At 71.8% G+C, this 19,579-nt stretch carries 19 protein-coding genes; 3 read left to right on the top strand and 16 right to left on the bottom strand.

Going from position 1 to position 19,579, the window contains the following annotated elements; translation table 11 throughout:
* The first annotated feature begins 151 nt into the window (after positions 1-151).
* Together whiG and HCJ92_RS04365 are read left to right on the top strand one after the other, a co-directional pair.
* Complete coding sequence (whiG, locus tag HCJ92_RS04370) at positions 152-994, top strand: RNA polymerase sigma factor WhiG (RefSeq protein ID WP_167932067.1); 843 nt, start codon at positions 152-154, stop codon at positions 992-994.
* A 263-nt stretch (positions 995-1,257) separates the two neighbouring features.
* Positions 1,258-1,821, top strand: coding sequence for a TetR family transcriptional regulator (locus HCJ92_RS04365; protein WP_167932083.1), 564 nt, complete (start codon positions 1,258-1,260; stop codon positions 1,819-1,821).
* 180 nt (positions 1,822-2,001) lie between these two features.
* On the opposite strand, the gene HCJ92_RS25535 is transcribed toward HCJ92_RS04365, so the two are convergent.
* The 12 genes from HCJ92_RS25535 to HCJ92_RS04305 form a co-directional block, all read right to left on the bottom strand.
* Entirely contained in the window at positions 2,002-2,886 is an 885-nt protein-coding gene (locus HCJ92_RS25535) for a peptidoglycan DD-metalloendopeptidase family protein (protein ID WP_167932066.1), read from the bottom strand.
* A 492-nt stretch (positions 2,887-3,378) separates the two neighbouring features.
* On the bottom strand, positions 3,379-3,720 hold the full coding sequence (locus HCJ92_RS04355) for a DUF2469 domain-containing protein (protein WP_167932065.1): 342 nt from the start codon (positions 3,718-3,720) through the stop codon (positions 3,379-3,381).
* A gap of 110 nt (positions 3,721-3,830) precedes the next feature.
* Complete coding sequence (lepB, locus tag HCJ92_RS04350; RefSeq protein WP_167932064.1) at positions 3,831-4,538, bottom strand: signal peptidase I; 708 nt, start codon at positions 4,536-4,538, stop codon at positions 3,831-3,833.
* A gap of 276 nt (positions 4,539-4,814) precedes the next feature.
* Positions 4,815-5,804, bottom strand: a complete 990-nt coding sequence (gene lepB, locus HCJ92_RS04345; RefSeq protein WP_167932063.1) for a signal peptidase I — start codon at positions 5,802-5,804, stop codon at positions 4,815-4,817.
* 166 nt (positions 5,805-5,970) lie between these two features.
* Positions 5,971-6,612 carry a signal peptidase I gene (gene lepB, locus HCJ92_RS25530; protein WP_338054017.1) on the bottom strand — a complete coding sequence of 214 codons (642 nt, stop codon included), beginning with the start codon at positions 6,610-6,612 and terminating at the stop codon, positions 5,971-5,973.
* Positions 6,613-6,772: 160 nt separating this feature from the next.
* Entirely contained in the window at positions 6,773-7,471 is a 699-nt protein-coding gene (gene lepB / locus HCJ92_RS04335) for a signal peptidase I (RefSeq protein WP_167932062.1), read from the bottom strand.
* Positions 7,472-7,508: 37 nt separating this feature from the next.
* A complete protein-coding gene (rplS, locus tag HCJ92_RS04330; RefSeq protein ID WP_167932061.1) occupies positions 7,509-7,856 on the bottom strand; it encodes a 50S ribosomal protein L19 in 348 nt (115 codons plus the stop codon).
* Between the two features lie 145 nt (positions 7,857-8,001).
* Positions 8,002-8,868 (bottom strand): tRNA (guanosine(37)-N1)-methyltransferase TrmD, encoded by an 867-nt coding sequence (trmD, locus tag HCJ92_RS04325; protein WP_167932060.1) that lies wholly within the window; start codon positions 8,866-8,868, stop codon positions 8,002-8,004.
* A 4-nt stretch (positions 8,869-8,872) separates the two neighbouring features.
* Complete coding sequence (gene rimM, locus HCJ92_RS04320) at positions 8,873-9,400, bottom strand: ribosome maturation factor RimM (RefSeq protein ID WP_167932059.1); 528 nt, start codon at positions 9,398-9,400, stop codon at positions 8,873-8,875.
* Positions 9,401-9,570: 170 nt separating this feature from the next.
* The gene (locus tag HCJ92_RS04315; protein WP_130796141.1) at positions 9,571-9,810 is read right to left on the bottom strand and encodes an RNA-binding protein; all 240 of its coding nucleotides are present in this window, start codon (positions 9,808-9,810) and stop codon (positions 9,571-9,573) included.
* Between the two features lie 2 nt (positions 9,811-9,812).
* Positions 9,813-10,232 carry a 30S ribosomal protein S16 gene (rpsP, locus tag HCJ92_RS04310; protein WP_167932058.1) on the bottom strand — a complete coding sequence of 140 codons (420 nt, stop codon included), beginning with the start codon at positions 10,230-10,232 and terminating at the stop codon, positions 9,813-9,815.
* Positions 10,233-10,769: 537 nt separating this feature from the next.
* Entirely contained in the window at positions 10,770-11,411 is a 642-nt protein-coding gene (locus tag HCJ92_RS04305; RefSeq protein ID WP_209310710.1) for a hypothetical protein, read from the bottom strand.
* 685 nt (positions 11,412-12,096) lie between these two features.
* On the opposite strand from HCJ92_RS04305, the gene HCJ92_RS04300 reads away from it, so the two are divergent.
* The gene (locus tag HCJ92_RS04300) at positions 12,097-12,828 is read left to right on the top strand and encodes an SAM-dependent methyltransferase (RefSeq protein WP_245240575.1); all 732 of its coding nucleotides are present in this window, start codon (positions 12,097-12,099) and stop codon (positions 12,826-12,828) included.
* Positions 12,829-13,087: 259 nt separating this feature from the next.
* Here HCJ92_RS04300 and ffh read toward each other — a convergent pair whose 3' ends face one another.
* The 4 genes from ffh to HCJ92_RS04280 form a co-directional block, all read right to left on the bottom strand.
* On the bottom strand, positions 13,088-14,653 hold the full coding sequence (gene ffh / locus HCJ92_RS04295) for a signal recognition particle protein (protein ID WP_167932055.1): 1,566 nt from the start codon (positions 14,651-14,653) through the stop codon (positions 13,088-13,090).
* A 335-nt stretch (positions 14,654-14,988) separates the two neighbouring features.
* Positions 14,989-17,544: a [protein-PII] uridylyltransferase gene (locus HCJ92_RS04290; RefSeq protein WP_167932054.1), complete on the bottom strand. Its 2,556-nt coding sequence runs from the start codon at positions 17,542-17,544 to the stop codon at positions 14,989-14,991.
* A 45-nt stretch (positions 17,545-17,589) separates the two neighbouring features.
* Positions 17,590-17,928 (bottom strand): P-II family nitrogen regulator, encoded by a 339-nt coding sequence (locus HCJ92_RS04285; protein ID WP_167932053.1) that lies wholly within the window; start codon positions 17,926-17,928, stop codon positions 17,590-17,592.
* On the bottom strand, positions 17,925-19,211 hold the full coding sequence (locus HCJ92_RS04280) for an ammonium transporter (RefSeq protein WP_167932052.1): 1,287 nt from the start codon (positions 19,209-19,211) through the stop codon (positions 17,925-17,927). Before HCJ92_RS04280 ends, HCJ92_RS04285 begins: the two co-directional genes overlap by 4 nt.
* Positions 19,212-19,579: the final 368 nt, after the last annotated feature.

Here is a 19,579-nt window from a genome sequence, read left to right as displayed (position 1 = left end):
CACCACGGTGCGGTGGGCGGAACGTATCTGCGCATGGGCGTCCCAGGGCGATATGCGCAGCGCGGCGCCGATGTCACGCTACGCTCACCGGTGGTTCCGCTCGAACCGGCACCATTCGCACAGACCACCGTAGAACGGTTGCAGACGACGCATGCCACAGCGCACCCCCGGACCCCCCGCGCCGGTTCCGGAAGCTCCGGACGCGGCCGCGCCGGAGAGGACCGTTCCCCACCGTCCGCCGACGACGCTCGAAGAGCTGTGGCACCGTTACAAGGCGACGGGGGGAGAGCGGCTCCGGGAGCAGTTGATCCTCCACTACTCGCCACTGGTCAAGTACGTCGCCGGCCGCGTGAGTGTGGGCCTGCCGCCCAACGTCGAGCAGGCGGACTTCGTCTCCTCGGGGATCTTCGGGCTGATCGACGCCATCGAGAAGTTCGACCCCAGCCGCTCGATCAAGTTCGAGACGTACGCGATCACGCGGATCCGCGGGGCGATGATCGACGAGTTGCGGGCACTGGACTGGATCCCACGCTCGGTGCGGCAGAAGGCCCGCGCGTTCGAGCGGGCCCACGCCTCCCTGGAGGCCGAGTTGCGCCGCACCCCCTCGGAGGGTGAGGTCGCGCACGAGATGGGCATCCCGGTCGAGGAGTTGCACGCGCTGTTCGGTCAACTGTCGCTGGCGAACACGGTCGCTCTGGAGGAGATGCTCCATGTGGGCGGTGAGGGAGACCTCAGCCTCATGGACACCCTGGAGGACCGGTCGGCGGACGACCCTGTCGAGGTCGCCGAGGACCGTGAGCTCCGGAGGCTGCTGGCCCGCGCGATCAACACGCTTCCCCAGCGGGAGAAGACCGTCGTCACGCTCTACTACTACGAGGGTCTGACCCTCGCCGAGATCGGCCAGGTCCTCGGGGTCACCGAGAGCCGCGTCAGCCAGATCCACAGCAAGTCGGTTCTCCAGCTGCGCGCGAAGCTCAGCGATGTCCGGCGATGAGCCGCGGCGGGAGCGGCGGTCGAAGTCGGGGCCCGGTCCCCGGCCCGAGGTTCCCTGCGCGCCCCTGCGGGCGTCGACGGTCCACGCTGTCCGGGCCCGCGCCGGCGGCCTTCCGGCCCCGCTGCGCGCGGCAGCCTGGGGTCCCCTCCGGGGCCCGGGCGAGGGCCTGACCGGGCGGGTGCCGGAGGAAGTCGTCCGGGACGGTGCTCCGCCTCGCTTGAACGCTCTAGGCTGGAGCCGTGCCGAGGATCACTGCGGCCTCTGTGGCCGAGCATCGTCGCCAGCAGCGCGAGGCACTGCTGGCGGCAGCCCGCGACCTCCTGTCCTCGGGCGGGACGAAAGCGCTGACGTTTCCTGCCCTGGCGGAGCGAACCGGGCTGGCCCGGTCGTCGGTGTACGAGTACTTCCGTTCGCGTGGCGCCGTGGTAGAGGCGCTCTGCGCGGCTGACTTCCCCCGATGGGCGGCGGAGGTGGAGGAAGCGGTACTGGCCGCGCCCACCTCTCGGGCGCAGTTGGAGGCGTACGTCCGTGCGCAGCTCGCCCTCGCGGGGGACGAGCGCCACCAGGCCGTCGTGGCGATCGCCGCGGCCGAACTGGACAGCGCGGCACGCGAACAGATCCGCGCCGCGCACGGAGCCCTCGTCGACCTCGTGGTGGGCGTGCTGGCCGAGTTGGGCCAGCCTGACCCCAGACTGTCGGCCGTACTGCTGCAGGGGATCGTGGACGCGGCCGTGCGCCGAGCGGCGCTGGGCGTCGAGGAGCGCGCGCTCATCACCGAGAACGCCGTGGCACTCGCGCTGCGCGGCGCCGCCGGCTCGCCTACCTGACCTCGCCAGGTCTGCGGTCGCCGGGCTTTGCGCGGGTCCGTGACTCCACAGGCAGGTTCTCGCACGGCCCCCGGCAGCCGACCGGGTCGCGCGATCCAGCGTGGCGTCGTGGTGCACGAGTCCCGGGCGGGCACCTCGGCTGATCGTCGTGGGACGCGTTACGGCAGACCTCGCCCGGTGCTACCGCCACGGTCTCGCAACCACGCGGGCGCCGCGACCCGGCGGGTCGGGGCCGTCCCGGTCTCGCCGCCCCGACGGAACCGTCGGTGCGGACAGTCGCCCACGGGTGAGTGCGCTCCCGCGCGGGCTCGCCGTCGCCGGTGCTCCGGGACGGCGGAGTGCTCCTGGTTCCGCGACCCGACGGCCTCCCCGGGGGCCGGTGGCGGCCCTCCGGACGGCGCCCCTGGGCGGTCGCGTCGCTCCTCCGCGGCCGGCGGTGACCGCAGCTCGCGGTGAGGGCGTCCGAGCAGCGGCACGGCGGCCGGTCACGCGGTGTGCGGCACCCCCGGAACGAACGTCTTCCGTCCGCTCCGGCAGTGGTACGTCGAGCACCGGCAGCAGCCGAGAGGGACCACGACGAAGGAGGGAGAGCGGGTCCAGGTAGGTACTACCGTCGAGCAGCCCCCAGTGCACGCATCCCTCGGCGCAGTGGAACGGTCCTCCGGAGACGACGCCCACCACCTCACCGCGCCGAACCGTGGTGCCCGCCGCGACACGAGCGGTGACCGGCTCGTGGGTCATCCGCAGACCCGTCCCCGCGACGGCGATGACCAGCACGTCCCGGCCCGCCACCCTCCCGGCGAAGGTGACCCGGCCGTCCACCGCCGCGTGGACGTCGTCCCCCGACCTCGCGGCGAGGTCCACCCCTCGGTGGCCCGGGGCCCACGGCGCGGCGGGAGGCTCCCAGAGCCGCAGCAGGGCGGGGGCCGGCGACAGCGGCCAGTCGCCTCCACTACCGGGGAACCAGGGGCGCGCAGCCGCGGCGGCGGGGACAGGACCGCCTCCAGGTCCGGCAGCCGGCGAGGGGGACGGCTGCTCACCGTCCCCCTCGGGGCGGGGCGGCATGGCGGGCGGTGGTGTGCGGTGGTTTGGGGGCTGCACGACCGCGTCGGCAGGCTCCAGGGTGGACGGCGGCGGTTCCTGCGCACGCCTCTCGGCACGGCTTCGCGGATCCGCCCAGGCGGGCGGGGCTTCGGCCCGCGCAGGCTCTGCGAGCACCGGTCCATCCTTCGGGCAGTCGGCACACGCGCCGCCTCTCGCCGGTGCGGGTGGAGCAGAACCGGGCCCCGGCGCCCCTCCGTCGGCGCGGGCCGCCGCCACGGCAAGGGGAACGCAGGCCGCGCAGACCAGCACGGCCGCGGCCAGGGCGAGAGCGGAGGTCAGACAGCGTGCGAAAGAGCTTCGGGGTGCGAACATGTCCGAAGAGTGGCAGCGGAGTCTCCGCCGCTGTTGACCTCGGTGGACAAGTGGGCACCTGTGGAAAACTTCGTCAGCCTCGCGAGTAACTCTCATCCGGCGTGTTGACGCAGCTCGCTTCCACCGTCGCCGACGGTCGCCTCAGCTCCCGGCCTCACCTGCGGAGCCGAAGCCCGAGTCCTGTGTCAGGTCCAGCTCGCTGCGGTTGAGCTCCTCGATGTTCACGTCCTTGAAGGTGAGCACCCTGACCTGTTTGACGAAGCGGGCGGGCCGATACATGTCCCACACCCAGGCGTCCGCCATGGAGACCTCGAAGAACACCTCGCCCTGGACCGAGTGGACCTGCATCTCGTAGTCGTTGGTGAGGTAGAAGCGCCGGTCGGTCTCGATCACGTAGGTGAAGAGTCCGACCACATCCCGATACTCCCGATAGAGCTTCAGCTCCATCTCGGTCTCGTACTTCTCGAGATCCTCGGCGCTCATCGCGTGATCCCTTCAGCCGTTCTGTCCACACATTGTGCTTGACGGACGGACACGGTGCGCACGATGTCACGCACGGTCACACAGTGTCACGCCTACCGCCAGAGTGAACGTTACGCCTTCCGACGCGCGACACGCGCGGTAATCGCGCCGGTAGTCGAACCGACGAGGATCAGCACGGCTCCCACGAGGGTCGAGGTGACCAGCAGTCGCAGCGGGCCGGGGTCGGAAACCCCGCCCGGCAGCTCGGCGAACGCACCCGGACGGGAAACCAGGCCTGCGCGGCCGGGTGGCCACGCCACCGCCTCCACCCGAGCCACCACGGCGTCCTCCGCGACGGTGCCGGTGCCGCCATCCGCCAGCAGAGATCGGGAATCGACCGAGTCGAGCCGTTCGTCGCCCAGCAGGAACAGCTCTCCCGCCGGGACCCGCGCGTCGAAGTCGTGACGGGAGGCCGGGCCGTCACCCGCACGGTACGGCTCCGGAACAGGGTTGCCGTTCACCTGCAGCAGGCCACCCTCGTCACAACAGGTGACGTGGTCGCCGCCGACTCCGACGACGCGCTTGACCATCGGGAGCTCACTCCACGCGGCGTCCCGGAAGACGACGATGTCGCCACGGCGCACCTCATGGCCGTCGATCCGCTGCGCCACGACCCTGTCGTTCGCCGACACGGTCGGCGCCATCGAGTCCGTGGGAACGAGGTAGGGCTGGTACAGGAACGCCGCCATGACGAAACCGCCCAGGAAGAGCACGCATCCCACGGCAACGGTGAGGTTGGCCAGCAGACGCCCCAGGCGTCCGCGACGTGCTGCGCTCATGGCGTCCTCCGTATCCCCGGCCTTCGAACCGTGACCCTACCCAGCGGACGGAGTTCACCGCCCCGGCAGACTCCCGGGCGCCCCGACCCCGCTCGCCCCCGGCTGGATCACGCACGACACCGGGCCGCAGCGCGACCGGAAACGCCGCCGCGCGCGCACTGCGGAGCATCGCACGGCGTGGCGCGGGGCCTCTGCGGACTCCCCTGCGCCGGCCTCCCGGCTGCCCCGCGGCCCGACCCCGGTGGCGGGCGCGCAGCCGTCCGTGGGGCAACTCGATCAGCGGTGCGCGCGGCTCACGAGGTGGCGGCGCAACAGCACCAGAGGCACCGCACCCGCGACTCCGAGCGCTCCTGGGGCAGCGACCGCCATCGCGTTGTCCAGCGACGAGGAGTAGCCCTCGGGCACCGAAAGCACCGACCAGCGGTTGATCGGCCAGGCCACGACGATCGCACGACCGACGACGCTGTCCTCGGCGACCGTGCCGCCGCCGGGGCCGTTCATGTGGAAGCGCGAGTCCTGCGAATCCTGACGGTGGTCGCCCATGACCCACAGACGCCCCTCGGGGATGTCGATAGGCCCGAACGGCCGGTCGTCGCAAGCGCTGTTGCCGGGGAAGATGAAGTCCGTCTCCTGCACCGCCACGCCGTTGACGGTGACGGGACCGCCTTCCTGGCACTCCACGGTGTCGCCGCCGACCGCGATGACGCGCTTGATGAGGTTCTGGTCCTCGGCGGAGGGCATGAGGCCGATCTGGCTCAGCCCCTCCTGCACCGTCGGCCAGAACCCTCCCTCGTTCGCGGGGGGCGGCAACCAGCCGCCCGGATCGCGGAAAACGATGACCTCGCCCCGATCGGGCGTGGCACCGAACCACGGGGTGAGCTTGTCCACGAGCACCCGGTCGCCGCGCTGCAGGGTGTTCTGCATCGAGTCCGAGGGGATGGAGAACGCCTGCAGCAGGAAGGTCTTGATCAGGAGCGCCAGCACCAGGGCGACACCGATGAGGATCGGGAGTTCCTTCCAGAACGAACGGTTCTTCGTCCGCCCACGTCCCTCGCGGCCCCCGTCCTCCCCCTCGCCGGGCTCCGCTGGTCCAGGTGTCCGACCGTCCATGTCACCGCTCTCGTCGCCGGCCCCGTGCGGACCGGCACCGTCGGGGCCAGGGCCACGTCCCGCACCGTTCACGCCGACCTCGTCCGCCTCGGGGCTCCCCGTGGACGGACGGCGGTCCGGCCCGTCGGGGCCTCCGGACCGTGCTCCGACTGCCACATCCCCCACATCGACTCCTCAGCGCTGGGCGACCTGCCCGAGGGACGGAACAGGCTCACAGGTTCACTCCCATAACGAGCGGGAGTTCCGCAGGGGTCGGGAGTTCTGTCTTTTCTTTCGACCCCGTCCGCACGGTGCTCCGCGCGGTGGGCCGGACGGCGACCGGCTACGGCTCGGGCACCGTGTCGAACGCCCCCGAGCCGCCGAGGCGACTCCAGTGAGCATACGGCCACGCGATGACGCCTGCCCTCCCGACCACCAGATCCACCGGCACCGCGCCCTCCGCCGGGCCGTCCAGGTGGAACCGCGAATCAGCCGAGTTCGACCGGTGGTCCCCCAGAACGAACACGTGGTCCTGAGGCACCGTCACGTCGAAGGGTATGGTCGACGGTTCGTTCCCGGCGTGCACGTAGGGTTCCTCGACCGGAACGCCGTTGACCGTGACGCTGCCCCCCTCGTCGCAGCAGACGACGGAGTCGCCCCCTATCCCGACCACTCTCTTGATCAGGTCCTCGTCCTCCTTGGGAAGAAGCCCGATCCAGCTGAGAGCGGTCTTGAGCTCACCGATCACCGGCGGATCACCAGCGCGGGGCGGACCGTTCTCCGTCTCCAGCCACCCGCCGGGGTCCTTGAACACCACCACGTCACCGCGATCCGGCTCCCAGCCGAGCCACGGCGTGAACTTGTTCACCAGCACCCGGTCGTCGACCTGGATCGTCGGCTCCATCGAGCCGGAGGGGATGACGAAGGCCTGCACCATGAATGTCTTGATGAGAAGGGCGATGCCGAGTGCTATGCCGACCAGCATCGGGATCTCGCGTGTCGCGCGAAGCCGGCGGCGACGCCGGATGCGGCGCGCGACACGCCTGCGGGCGGCCCGCCCGCCGCCCAACCGGTTGGGCGGCAAACCTCCGGTACCGGGCTGCTGCTGCACTCGTGACGGCGGCGTGCCTCGCGGACGGCCGCGGCTACCCATCGGCCGGCCGTAGCCCGCCGGTGCGCGCCGGGGGCCACACCACCGCCTCCGCCCGGCCGATCACCCTCTCCTCGGGCACCATGCCGCCCCCGGGTGAACCGAGGTGGTCACGGGAGTCGCTGGAGTCGGACCGGTGGTCACCCAGCACCCAGAGCCGTCCCGCCGGTACCTCGACGTCGAAGCTCACGCCCGAGGGCTCGTCCCCGGGGTGCAGATAGGGTTCCGGCACGGGATCACCGTTCACCGTGATCCAGCCGTCGTCGTCGCAACAGACCACTCGGTCCCCGCCGATCCCGATCACCCGCTTGATGTAGTCGGTGTCCCCGGACGAGGCCAGCCCCAGGTACGCACCGACCGACCGGGCTGTACGGACCACCGGACCGGGTTCGGACGTACCGTGAACGAACGATCCCGTTCCGTCGAACACCACGATATCGCCCCGACCAATGTCGCCAAAGCGATAAGCGAGCTTGTTGACCACGACCCGGTCACCCACCCGCAGGGTGTTCTCCATCGATCCGCTGGGGATGAGGAACGCCTGCATCACGAACGCGCTGGTCAGTGCGAAGCCCACGACCAGCGCCAGAAAACAGGCCCCCCAAAGACGCCAGGAGCGCGACCGCCTCTCGTCGACCTCCGGTGGGGAGGGAGAGGGGTCGCGCTCCTGGGGCGCTGCGTCGGAGTCGGTCACGTCGAGATCGTAACCGCACCGCTCACACGATCGGAGCTCAGTTGTCGCGCTTCTCCTTGATCTTGGCGGCCTTGCCGCGCAGCTCACGGAGGTAGTACAGCTTGGCGCGACGCACGTCACCACGGGTCACGAGCTCGATCTTCTCGACCACCGGGGTGTGGACCGGGAAGGTGCGCTCGACGCCCACGCCGAAGCTGACCTTGCGGACGGTGAAGGTCTCACGGACCCCGGCGCCCTGGCGACGGATGACCACGCCCTTGAACTGCTGCACACGGGAGCGGGTGCCCTCGATGACACGCACGTGGACGTTGACGGTGTCGCCCGGGCGGAAGGCCGGAATGTCGCTGCGCAGCGATGCGGAGTCGACGCTGTCCAGAAGGTTCATGCTCTGCTGCTCTCTTCGCCGATGCCACAGGTCAGCGGCGGAATCACGGTGTCGGGTGGGGTGGGGCGCCAGTTGGGTGCCCCTGGCCGTCGCGGCGGTGTCGTTCCCCCTGTGGCAGGGTCACACGCCGACGGACGGCAGCGACTCATTCTTCCATGTCGCGATCGGTTGGCCCAAATCGGCCGTCGGGCCGGGGCTCCCAGCCCAGTTCCGCGAGCGTGGCGCGGTCCGCTCGGTCCGTCGCGGCCGGTTCCACCGCACGGAGCAGCTCCGGACGGTTCAGGGCGGTGCGGCGGAGCGCCTCGTCCCTGCGCCAACGGGAGATGCGGCCGTGGTGACCGCTGAGCAGCACCTCCGGGACCTCGTGACCACGCCACTCGAGCGGCTTGGTGTACACCGGCCCTTCCAGCAGCGAAGTCATGGAGCCCTCGGCGAACGAGTCGTCGCGGTGGGACTCGGCGTTACCGAGCACCCCGGGGAGCAGCCGCGCCACGGCCTCCACCATGACGAGCACGGGCGCCTCGCCGCCGGCCAGCACGTAGTCACCGACGGAGAGCTCGCGCACCTCCATGCGCTGCGCGTAGGCGTCGACGACCCGGCGATCGATGCCCTCGTAGCGGGCGGGGGTGAAGACCAGCCAGGGTTCCGCCGCGAGCTCCGCCGCGACCTTCTGGGTGAAGGGGGTCCCGCTGGGTGTGGGCACCACCAGCACGGGGCGCGGTCCGGCAGTCGCGGGCTCCCCGTCCGGTTCCTCGGCACGGGGCACGTCATGCTCCGCCCCGTGTCCACCGATGACGTCGTCCAGCGCCTCCCCCCAGGGTTCCGGCTTCATCACCATGCCCGGGCCGCCCCCGTAGGGGGTGTCGTCGACCGTGCGGTGACGGTCGTGCGTCCACTCACGGAGGTCGTGCACACGGACGTCGAGCAGCCCTCGTCGGCGGGCCTTGCCGACCAGGGAGACGTCCAGCGGGGTGAGGTACTCGGGGAAGATCGTGATGACGTCGATCCGCATGACGTCAGACCTCGTCGACCGTGTCGTCGTCCAGCAGTCCGGGGGGAGGTGTGACGACGAGCCGCTGCTCCTCCAGATCGATCTCGGGGACGAACTCGCTGACGAACGGGATCATGACCTCGCTGCCGTCGGCGCGCTCGACCACGAGCAGGTCCTGCGAGGGAAGGTGCGCCACCTCGGTCACCCGCCCCACCGCCGTCCCGTCCGCGGTCGTGACGTCGAGATCGACGAGCTGGTGGTCGTAGAACTCCTCCGGGTCCTCCGGCTGCTCCTCGGGATCCACCTCGGCGATGAGGAGTGTGTTCCGCAGCTCCTCGGCAGCGGTGCGGTCGTGCACGCCCTCGAAGTGCAGCAGCAGCCGACCACTGTGCACCCGGCCGGTCTCGACCGTGAGCGGCCCGCGCTCCGGGGGGTCGGTCATCAGGACGGCCCCCGGCCCGAGACGCAGTTCGGGTTCGTCGGTGCGAACCTCCACGGTCAGGTCGCCCTTGATGCCGTGGGCCCGTCCGATGCGGGCGACGACTAGCTGCACTGCGGTGGTTCCTTTCTTGACGCACGGGGCGTCCCGTCGGTGGCAGTGGGCGGCCCCGTGCGCCCGATGGGCGCCGCGAGGCCGCCGACCAGGCCGGGAGTCCCCCGGAAACGCGGCACGGGCCGGGGACGGCGGTACGCCGTCCCCGGCCCGTGCCGGTACGCGAGTTGTCAGCGGACCTCGTCCACGTCGACCAGGTCGACGCGGATGCCGCGACCGCCGAGCGCGCCCACGACCGTTCGCAGCGAACGGGCGGTGCGACCGTTCCGGCCGATCACCTTGCCGAGGTCATCCGGGTGAACCCGGACCTCGAGCACCTGTCCACGACGCTGGTTGCGTGAGGCGACCTGGACCTCGTCGGGGTGTTCGACGATGCCCTTCACCAGGTGCTCGAGGGCCTCCTCGAGCATCCTCAGGCCTCGGCCGGCTCGGCCGCGGCCTCGTCGGCCTTCTTGTCGGCCTTCTTCGCCTTCTGGGTGATGGCCTCACCCTTGGGCTCGTCCGAACCGGCGGCCTCGAACGCGTAGCCCTGCTCGGACTTCGGCTCGGCGACCTTCATCGGCTCCGGCGCGGGCAGACCCTTGAACTTCTGCCAGTCGCCGGTGACCTTCAGGATGGCCAGGACGGGCTCGGTCGGCTGCGCGCCGACACCCAGCCAGTACTGGGCGCGCTCGCTGTCGACCTCGATGCGGGAGGGGTTCTGCACCGGGTGGTACAGACCGATCTCCTCGATCGCACGGCCGTCACGGCGGGTGCGGGAGTCGGCGATGATGATGCGGTAGTGAGGCGACCGGATCTTGCCCAGGCGCTTCAGCTTGATCTTGACTGCCACAGCTGTGGTGTCTCCTGTGTGATTGAGGTGGGTGCGCCGCCGACACCGCGTGGGGTTGCGGGCGGGGTCTACCCGAGGACGCGCCGAGCGGAGGCGAGAGGGTTCCTACTCGACCGGCGAGTTCAGCTGGCCATTCTGCCACACCCGCTGCGCCACTCGTGCGGTGGCACTGCCCCGGTAGCGGCGGGGCGGCGGCACACGTCCGGCGCTCCGCTCATGGCGGGTGGCCCCGGCCCGGAGGGGGCGGTCGTCCGCGAGGAAGCAGCGGCGGAGGGGCCAGGCGAACCGGCCGACCGTCGCGGTCGGGGCGAGCTCGACGCAAGGACGGGACACGCGAGTCGCACCGCGCCGACCGGCAGGGTCCCGCCGTCCGCTGGGCGCGGCGCACATGCTCTGCCGCGCGTTGCCCCATGGGTGCGCGAGGGCCTGCCGGCGGGCTGGAGCACCGGCAGGCGCTGGGCCGTGAGGCCATCGGCTCCGCGCGAGGTGGGGGGCACGGAGGGGGCGGGGTCGGGACGGACCGGGCGGCAGCGGTTCTCAAGCCGCCGCGGCGACCGCTTCAGCGATTCGGAAGGGCTTGCCGCAGGCGCCGCAGACGATCGGGGCCTGCGCAAGGACCGAAGGAACGACGCGGACGTTGCGTCCGCAGTCGCAGACAGCCTTGACTCTCACCCCGCCGCCGGACGATCCATGCCGGGCGGCGGGACCACGGAAGCTCCGGGCGGTCTCGCCCGAGGTGGCGGCCGAGTGCGCGGAAAGGGCACGTTGCAGTCGCTCGGCCGTGGCCCGGTAGCGGCGCCGGGTCTCCGGGGTCATGGCTACGACGGAGAAACCGCTGCTCGGATGCGGTTCGTGCGCGTGGGTCAGGCCGAGTTCCTCGGCGACGGACAGGAAACGACGGTTGTGGTAACGGCCGGCGCGAGAGGTGTCCCGTACGCCGCGCGCAGCGGCGATACCGTGGACGGCCTCGTGCAGGAGGCGTTCGAAGGAGAGCTCCGATCCGCAGGCGGACGAGGACTCCCCGATCAGGGATTCGGGCGCAGCCAGGTTGGGGAGCTCGGGGTGGTACCGCTGAATATCGGCCCACGCCAGCGCCAACTCGGCGGCGAGAACTGGTGGTGTCGTGCTCACGTCGGGACTAACGAGCAAGGCCACCAAGGTGTTCCGATTCCCGGCCAACTCTCCGAATCCGCGCTTACTCGGCGATCGACGCGAGTACTGCGCACGACGCACGGATCGGCTTCGTGCCGCGACGGACACGCATGCCAGGAGCCCGGCCCGCAGACGCGAACGGGGCCGGGCGGCGCACCTACCGGACGGCTGCCCGGACACCGCCGCTGCCACGTGCCGCGCCATCCGGCCGCAGCGGGGCCTGCCCGTCACCCTTTCGGGCGATCGGGAGGTTGCCCCGTGCCACCGCGCCGGGCGGTGGGTTGCCGTGCCGCATGGAGCCGGCCCCACCGAGGCACCGAGCCACCTGTTCGGAGGTGGACGGCCCAGGTCGTGCGGCACAGCGCTTTCCCCGCGGCTCCCGGCGGCAGGCAGGTGACCACCTCCGGCCGCCTCGGGTACGTGCACCGAAAGCGTGACCCGGGGTGCCGCACCGCGGGACCGTTTCCGGCAGGACGCGGTGACCTCGGGAGGACCGGTTACGGGCCCCGGCTGTCTGTGGACGACAGGAGCCGAACGGAGTTTTCTGTCATACAGGACGAGGGGACCTTCATCGGCCGACGGCCGCCGCACACCCGTCGATTGGGGCTCGGTCTTGACACCCACGCTGGCTCACCACGAATCCCGCCACGTCGGAGGACGTGGCACCGCTCCGACGTCCCGTGCGCGGGACTGGGCGGAGATCCAGGAGCGGATGTTCGTTCCGCTCTACGACACGGTGTACCGCGACGTCGGGGTGGGGCCCGGGACCCGTCTGCTTGGCCTGGGCTGCGGCTCCGGTCTGGCGCTGCTTCGCGCCGCGGCACTCGGCGCCGAGGTAACGGGGGCCGACACGGACGTCGACCTGCTGGGCATGGCGCGACAGCGGTTGCTGCCGGCACCCGAAGAGGGCGGTCGACGCTGGCCCGCCCGTCTCGTGACGGAGGCGGTACCGGAGGCGGGGGTCGCGCCGTTCACGCTGATCACCGCGTTCGGCGGGGCCGCCGACCCCGCGGCACTGCAGCGCGCGAGCGCGTTGGCCGCCACGGGGAGCAGAGTGATCGTGGCGAGCCCGGTGGACCCCGGCGCCTTCGCCGGCACCATCACCTCTCGCCTCGCGGGCCTGGCGGCGGTCGGCGCGACGTCCGCGCCGGTGCACGGGGAGCGCCCCGCCCCGGCGACGGCCGGGGAACGGCTGCTGCACATCGTCCTGGCTGCTGGGCTCCGGAACCCTCGGACAGCCGTCGTCAACTGCCCGTTCGGGTATCCGGGCATCGAGTGCGCCCTGCGCGGGTTGCTGGCGTCGGGAGCGTTCGACACCGCGATCGGCGCGGCGGGCGCCGACCGGGTGGTGAAGGAACTCGTCGAGGCGATCCGCCCCCACGTGGGTGCGGACGGCGCGGTGTGGCTGCCGAACCCGCTGCCGTACGTCGTGGCGGAGGTGTGACGGTGGCTCCACCCGTCCGCGACTGGTCGGGTGGGGGCCCCGGGGCCAGAAGCACCCCGTGGCGCCGACCGCACGTCAGGCGCCCCGTGCGCCCGGCGCGGCGGCATGCAGCGGCCCCGTCCGACGTCGGGGCGGCGCATCGCCCGGGGCGGTCGCCCGTACGGTCGCCGGTGACGCAACGGCTCCACCGTCGGGCCGCCTGCGCCCCCTCTCGGGCGAGCGCCCGAGAGGTCGACCGCCGATGCCGCCCGCGCCGCGGTCACTTCTCCGGAGGCAGCATGTCCCGGAACTCCTTGGGCAGCTCGAAGTCGCCCGCGTCCTGCCCCGCGCCCGGAATGCCGAAGGAGCCACCGGCGGCCTTGCGCTCGGCTGCGGCCCGCTCGTCCGCCTGGCGCTTCATGGGGTTTCCGCTGCGCTGCTTGCCCTTCGCCTTCTTCGGGGGCTGCTTGCCGCGCTTCCGCCCGGCTCCGCCGCCCATGCCAGGCATCCCGGGCATGCCCGGCATTCCCGGGATCCCACCGCCCTGGGCCATCTTGGACATCATCTTGCGCGCCTCGAAGAAGCGCTCCACCAGGTTCTTGACGGCACTGACGTCCACGCCGGAGCCGCGCGCGATGCGGGCGCGGCGCGACCCGTTGATGATCTTGGGGTCCTCCCGCTCCGCGGGTGTCATCGACTTGATGATCGCGGCGGTGCGGTCGACGTCCCGCTCGTCGAGGTTGTTGATCTGGTCCCGCATCTGCCCCATGCCGGGCATCATCCCGAGGAGCTTCGAGATGGAGCCCATCTTGCGGACCTGCTCCATCTGGGCGAGGAAGTCGTCCAGAGTGAACTGCTTGGGGCCCTTCGACAGCTTCTCGGCGAGCTTCTCCGCCTCCTCCTGGCTGAAGGTCTGCTCCGCCTTCTCGATCAGGCTGAGGACATCGCCCATTCCGAGGATTCGCGAGGCCATGCGGTCCGGGTGAAAGGCGTCGAAGTCGTCGAGCCCCTCACCGTTGGAGGCGAACATGACCTGGCGGCCGGTGACGTGCGCCACGGAGAGAGCCGCGCCGCCCCGGGCGTCACCGTCGAGCTTGGAGAGCACCACGCCGTCGAACCCGACGCCGTCGCGGAACGCCTCAGCTGTGGTGACCGCGTCCTGGCCGATCATCGCGTCGACGACGAAGAGCACCTCGTCGGGGCTGACCGCGTCGCGGATGTCGGCGGCCTGCTGCATCAGCTCGGCATCGATACCGAGTCGACCCGCGGTGTCGACGATCACCACGTCGTACTGCTTGTCCCGCGCGAAGGCGACCGAGTCGCGGGCCACGGCCACCGGGTCGCCGACGCCGTTGCCAGGCTCGGGAGCGAAGACCGCGACCCCCGCGCGTTCGCCGACCACGCCGAGCTGGTTCACAGCATTGGGGCGCTGCAGGTCGCAGGCGACCAGCAGCGGGCTGTGCCCCTGGGACTTGAGCCACTTGGCGAGCTTGCCCGCGAGAGTCGTCTTTCCGGCTCCCTGGAGACCGGCAAGCATGATCACGGTCGGCGGGTTCTTGGAGAAGCGCAGGCGACGGGTCTCGCCACCGAGGATGCCGACGAGCTCCTCGTTGACGATCTTGATGACCTGCTGCGCGGGGTTGAGCGCCTTGGAGACCTCGGAACCGGCAGCCCGTTCCTTCACCTGCTTGATGAAGGCGCGAACCACCGGCAGCGCGACGTCCGCCTCCAGCAACGCGATGCGGATCTCGCGGGCCGTGGCATCGATGTCGGCCTCGGACAGGCGGCCCCGGCCTCGGAGATTCTTGAACGTCGCACTGAGACGATCGGAAAGAGTGTCGAACACGGCGTCGCGGGTCCTCGGAGTCGGGGGCTTGGCTCTGACGCGACCAAGGGTATCCGCCCGCGCCATGGGGCGGTCACGGGCGGGAGCGCGGGGCGGGTCTGCGAGCAGCAGCCGGCAGAGGGTGCTTCTCCCGCCCTCCGGGCCCGTGGGCGACGGCCCGTGCCGCCCCGTGGGTTGCCCGCAGGGCCGGCACGGCGTGCGCCGCGCCCCCCGCCGGCCCGGAGTGCGCCGCCGTGGGCGCTACATCGCCACCGATTCGCCGGACCGCGTGCTGCCCCGGCCACGTGGGGCGGGCAGCACGCGGCGGGGCGGCGGACCGGTGGGCCCCGCGCATGTCAGCCCCGCAACGCGTCCTCCACGGCCGTGGCCACCGCCCTCCCCGCTTCTGCAGTGAGTGGCCCGCCGCTCTCGTCGGTCACGTAGAACGAGTCCACGGCGTCCGCCCCGAGTGTCGCCACGTGCGCGCTGCGCACACGCACGCCCAGGTCCTCCAGCGACTGACCGATCCGGTACAGCAGCCCCGGGGCGTCCGGGGCCCGGACCTCCAGCACGGTGGCTCGGCTCGATTCGCGAGGGACGACCGCCACGCACGGGGCGGGGGACGGCGGGTACCGCCGCCGCCTGGGGCGCGCCGCCGCGTCGCGTTCCGTCAGGCGGGCAGCGATGTCCAGCGATCCCTCGAGGACGCGCACCAGGTCCGCGCGAAGACGGTCGGCGTCGGGAAGCTCCCCGTACGCGGCAGCCACCCTCCATCGCATGACCAGCGCTGCCTTCCCGGTCGTCCCGGCCGTGGCGACAGCACGAAGCGTGGCGGACCGCACCACCATGCGGTGAAGAGCCAGCACCCCGGCCACCGCCGGCAGTGCGCCGGGGCGGTCCGGGAGTGCGACGGTCAAGGCCACCCCGACTGGCTCCGGCTGCGCCTGGCCGGGCTCACCCTCCCCCGCGGCCGGCTGCTGGGCGGCGCCGTCGGGAGCCAGGGGCACGGGGCCACCGTCCGGGCTCCCGAGGACGAGGACGGGGCCCCCGCGGCGCACCGCATCCACGGCCAGGCGCTCGAGCTCGCCCGACCCTCCGTCCAGTGGGCCGCCCAGCGGGAGCTGCCCGGCGGTCGCGCCGGCGAGCTCCGCCCGCACCCGCCCGACGAGATCCTCGACCAGGGAAGCGCGCCAGCTCGACCAGGCAGCGGGGCCGGTCGCGAGCGCGTCGGCCTGCGTCAACGCGTGGAGGAGTTCCAGGGTGCCTGTGGTTCCGACGGCCCGGGCGACACCGCGGACGGTCGCCGGGTCGTCGGGGTCACGGCGGGTGGCGGTCTCGACCAGCAACAGGTGATGGCGGACGAGCACGGCGAGGACTGCTGTGTCCTCGGCTCCGAAACCGATGCGCAGGGCCGTGTCACGCGCGATGGTCTCGCCCACGACGCTGTGGTTCCCGGGCCAGCCCTTGCCGATGTCGTGCAGCAGAGCGGCGACCAGCAGCAGGTCGGGGCGGCGCACGGTGCGCGTGAGGGCCGAGGCGTGCACTGCCGTCTCGACGAGGTGCCGGTCCACCGTCCATCGGTGGACGGGGTTGCGCTGTGGTCGACAGTGCACCCGTTCCCAGTCGGGCAGCAGCCTCGTGATCAGGCCGACCGAAGTCAGTGCCTCCCAGACGGGGAGGCAGCCGGCCCCGGCACCGAGCAGGGTGACGAATTCGTTCCGGGCATCGGCGGGCCAGGGCACCGGCAGTGGCGCGGCGGTCTCCGCGAGCCGCCGGAGGGACGGCAGGGCGATCGGCAGGCCCGCCTGGGCGGCGGCGGCAGCCGCGCGGAGCGCGAGTGTCGGGTCGCGCTCGGGGCGTGCCGTCCGGGCGAGGACCACCTCTCCCTCGTGTTCGACGACGCCGTCGGCGAGCGGGCTGCGGTCCCGGACGAGCGTGCGGCGCCCGCCCCGCGCGGGGCGGGCGGTGCCGTCCGGGGCCAGCGCGGTACCTCCCGGGCTCCCCTCGCGGGAGCGCAGCACGCGTGTGACTTCGCGCCAGGTGACGTCCGACGCGTACGCGATCACGCGGGACGCCTCGTACACGTGGCGCAGCAGTGCGTCGGGGTCCAGCAGGCCCAGCGCGTCGGCCACTTGGGGCTGGTCCTCCTGGGCAAGGCGGTCGGTGGCGCGTCCGGTGGTGAGGTGCAGGGCGTCCCGGACGTCGAGCAGCGCGGCCTGTGCCTCGGACAGGCCGGCGCGGGGCGCGTCGGCGAGCCAGGAGGCTGCCACCGCGCGCAGCGTCGTGGCGTCACGCAGGCCGCCCCGTGCCTCCTTGAGGTCGGGTTCGAGCAGGTAGGGCAGCTCGCCGTAGCGCCTGGTGCGTTCGGCCGCGAGCCGCTGCACGTCCGGCAGGCGGGTGGGGGCCTCGGAACGCCAGTCGGCGAGCTGCGCGGTGCGCAGCCGCTCGGTGAGCCGCACGTCGCCCGCGATGTGTCGCGCGTCCAGGAGCCCGAGCCGGACCTTGATGTCGTGGCGTGCCGTCTCGCGGGTCGTGGCGAGGTCTCGCACCGAGTGGTCGAGAGCGATACCGAGGTCCCAGATCGGGTACCACAGCCTGTCGGCAAGGGTCGCGAGGTCGTCGAGCGGTACGCCCTCGTGGAGAAGGAGCAGGTCGAGGTCGCTCCGTGGTGAGAGTTCACCTCGCCCGTAGCCGCCGACCGCGACCAGCGCGGTGGCCCCGTGCAGGGAGGCGGCGGCCCCGTCGTGCAGACCGGTGAGCCAGGTGTCGGTGAGCCGGGCCAGCGCGGCGCGGCGCGGCGCCCCGACCTGCTCCTCCTGTGTGAGGAGGAGCAGGCGGGACGCCGCGTAGTTCCCGCTGGGGCGCGCGTCGGACTCCGGGACATCCGTCGTTCCGGTGGTCTCGGGCGTCATCTGCGGTTCCTGTTTCCGTGTGCCACCGCGGTCACGGTGGGAGGTTCAGAGTGCGTCCGGTCCCCGGTCGCCGGTCCGTACTCGGACGGCGGTCTCGACGGGGACGCTCCATACCTTCCCGTCGCCGATCTTTCCGGTGCGGGCCGACTTGACGATGACCTCGATCAGCTGCTCGGAGTCCTCGTCGTCGACGAGGACCTCCAGCCGGGCCTTGGGGACGAGGTCGACGGTGTACTCGGCGCCGCGGTACACCTCGGTGTGCCCGCGCTGGCGGCCGTAGCCGCTGGCCTCGGTGACGGTCATGCCGTGGACGCCGAAGGCCTGGAGCGCGGCCTTCACCTCGTCGAGGCGATGGGGCTTGATGACTGCGGTGATGAGCCTCATGCGTCGACCTTCTTGTCATCCGCGGCGGGGACTGCGGCGGGGGGCACCGAGATGTGTCCGGTGCCGCCGCCACCCTGGCTGAAGTCGTAGCCGGACTCGGCGTGGTACGCCTGGTCGAGGCCACCGGCCTCGGCCTCCTCGTCGGCGCGGAAGCCCATGGTGTGCTTGAGGAGGAGCGCGAGCAGCAGGGAGACCACGAAGGAGTAGGCGAGGACAGCCGCCGCGGCACCGGCCTGGAGGGCGAACTGCGCGATGCCCGCGGCGCCGTCGATGGCCAGGAACCCGACCATCAGCGTGCCGATGAGACCGCCGACGAGGTGGACGCCGACGACGTCGAGCGAGTCGTCGAAGCCGAACTTGAACTTCAGCCCCACGGCCCAGGCGCACACGGCACCGGCTGCCAGACCGATGGCCATGGCGCCCATGGGGTTGACGTTGGCGCCGGAGGGCGTGATCGCGACGAGGCCGCCGATGGCACCGGACGCGGCACCCAGGGTGGTGTAGGCGCCGTAGCGGATCCGCTCGTAGATGAGCCAGCCGAGGACTGCGGTACCGGTGGCGACCATGGTGTTGAGGGCCATCAGGGCGGCGGTGCCGTTGGCGGCGCCCTCGGAGCCGGCGTTGAAGCCGAACCAGCCGAACCACAGCAGGGAAGCGCCGAGCAGCACCATGGGCAGGTTGTGCGGCCGCATGGCGGAGTCCTTCTTGAAACCGACGCGCTTGCCGATGACGAGGACGACGGCGAGGGCTGCGATGCCCGCGTTGATGTGGACAGCGGTGCCACCGGCGAAGTCGATGACCTCACGCCCGTCGAGTTCGAGGTTGGCGATCCAGCCTCCGTCTCCCCAGACCCAGTGCGCGACGGGGAAGTACACCAGGGTGACCCACAGGGTGACGAAGACGGCCCACGCGCTGAACTTGACGCGTTCGGCGAGGGCGCCCGCGATCAGGGCGGGGGTCAGCACCGCGAACATCAGCTGGAAGACGGCGAAGGTCAGGATGTCCGCCGACCCCTCCAGGCCGAGGATGTCCTTGAAGCCGAGGAAGTCGAAGTTGCCGATGAGCCCCCCGCCCTCGCCGTTGAAGCTGTCTCCGAAGGCGATGCTGAACCCGTACAGCACCCACAGCACGCTGGAGATACCCATGGCGATGAAGACCATCATCAGCATGTTGAGTGCGCTCTTGACGCGGATCATGCCGCCGTAGAACAGGGCCAAACCAGGAGTCATGAGCATGACCATGGCGGCACAGATCAGGATGAAACCGATATCTGCTGCTGACAAGGTGAACGTCCCCTCGTGTAACGACCCGTGCGGGAGTAGCGGGGTGGGTCAGGATGCGCACCAGGCTCGCGGAGGGCCGTTACCGGGGACGGCAGGCGGTGTTTCCGACCCGTGACGATGGCCCGCGGGGCGTTACACCGTGATGAATCGGACATGAAGCGTGGCCGGGCCGTGACGGGGTCGTGATGCGGGGCCCGCCCCGCCTGCACGGCGGGTCGCCTCGGCCCGGAGACAGCGCCCGGCGGGGCCGCTCCGCGTTCGCCGCGGCCGAGTAGCTGCCGGACGGGGGACCGCACGGGGCGGGACGACGAGCGCACCCCGGCAGGCCGGGCAGCGTGCGGGGCGGGCGGGCGGGCGGGCGGGGGGGC

Source organism: Streptomyces spiramenti, from assembly GCF_012034385.1.
Lineage (GTDB): Bacteria > Actinomycetota > Actinomycetes > Streptomycetales > Streptomycetaceae > Streptomyces > Streptomyces spiramenti.
This window is presented reverse-complemented; position numbering and strand designations above follow the sequence as displayed.

Excerpts from the sequence above, each read along its gene's own strand:
- whiG (WP_167932067.1), top strand. The coding sequence starts at position 152 with ATGCCACAGCGCACCCCCGGACCCCCCGCGCCGGTTCCGGAAGCTCCG.
- HCJ92_RS25535 (WP_167932066.1), bottom strand. The coding sequence starts at position 2,886 with ATGCCGCCCCGCCCCGAGGGGGACGGTGAGCAGCCGTCCCCCTCGCCG.
- HCJ92_RS04355 (WP_167932065.1), bottom strand. The coding sequence starts at position 3,720 with ATGAGCGCCGAGGATCTCGAGAAGTACGAGACCGAGATGGAGCTGAAG.
- lepB (WP_167932064.1), bottom strand. The coding sequence starts at position 4,538 with ATGAGCGCAGCACGTCGCGGACGCCTGGGGCGTCTGCTGGCCAACCTC.
- lepB (WP_338054017.1), bottom strand. The coding sequence starts at position 6,612 with ATGCTGGTCGGCATAGCACTCGGCATCGCCCTTCTCATCAAGACATTC.
- rplS (WP_167932061.1), bottom strand. The coding sequence starts at position 7,856 with ATGAACCTTCTGGACAGCGTCGACTCCGCATCGCTGCGCAGCGACATT.
- trmD (WP_167932060.1), bottom strand. The coding sequence starts at position 8,868 with ATGCGGATCGACGTCATCACGATCTTCCCCGAGTACCTCACCCCGCTG.
- HCJ92_RS04315 (WP_130796141.1), bottom strand. The coding sequence starts at position 9,810 with ATGCTCGAGGAGGCCCTCGAGCACCTGGTGAAGGGCATCGTCGAACAC.
- HCJ92_RS04300 (WP_245240575.1), top strand. The coding sequence starts at position 12,097 with ATGTTCGTTCCGCTCTACGACACGGTGTACCGCGACGTCGGGGTGGGG.
- HCJ92_RS04290 (WP_167932054.1), bottom strand. The coding sequence starts at position 17,544 with ATGACGCCCGAGACCACCGGAACGACGGATGTCCCGGAGTCCGACGCG.
- HCJ92_RS04285 (WP_167932053.1), bottom strand. The coding sequence starts at position 17,928 with ATGAGGCTCATCACCGCAGTCATCAAGCCCCATCGCCTCGACGAGGTG.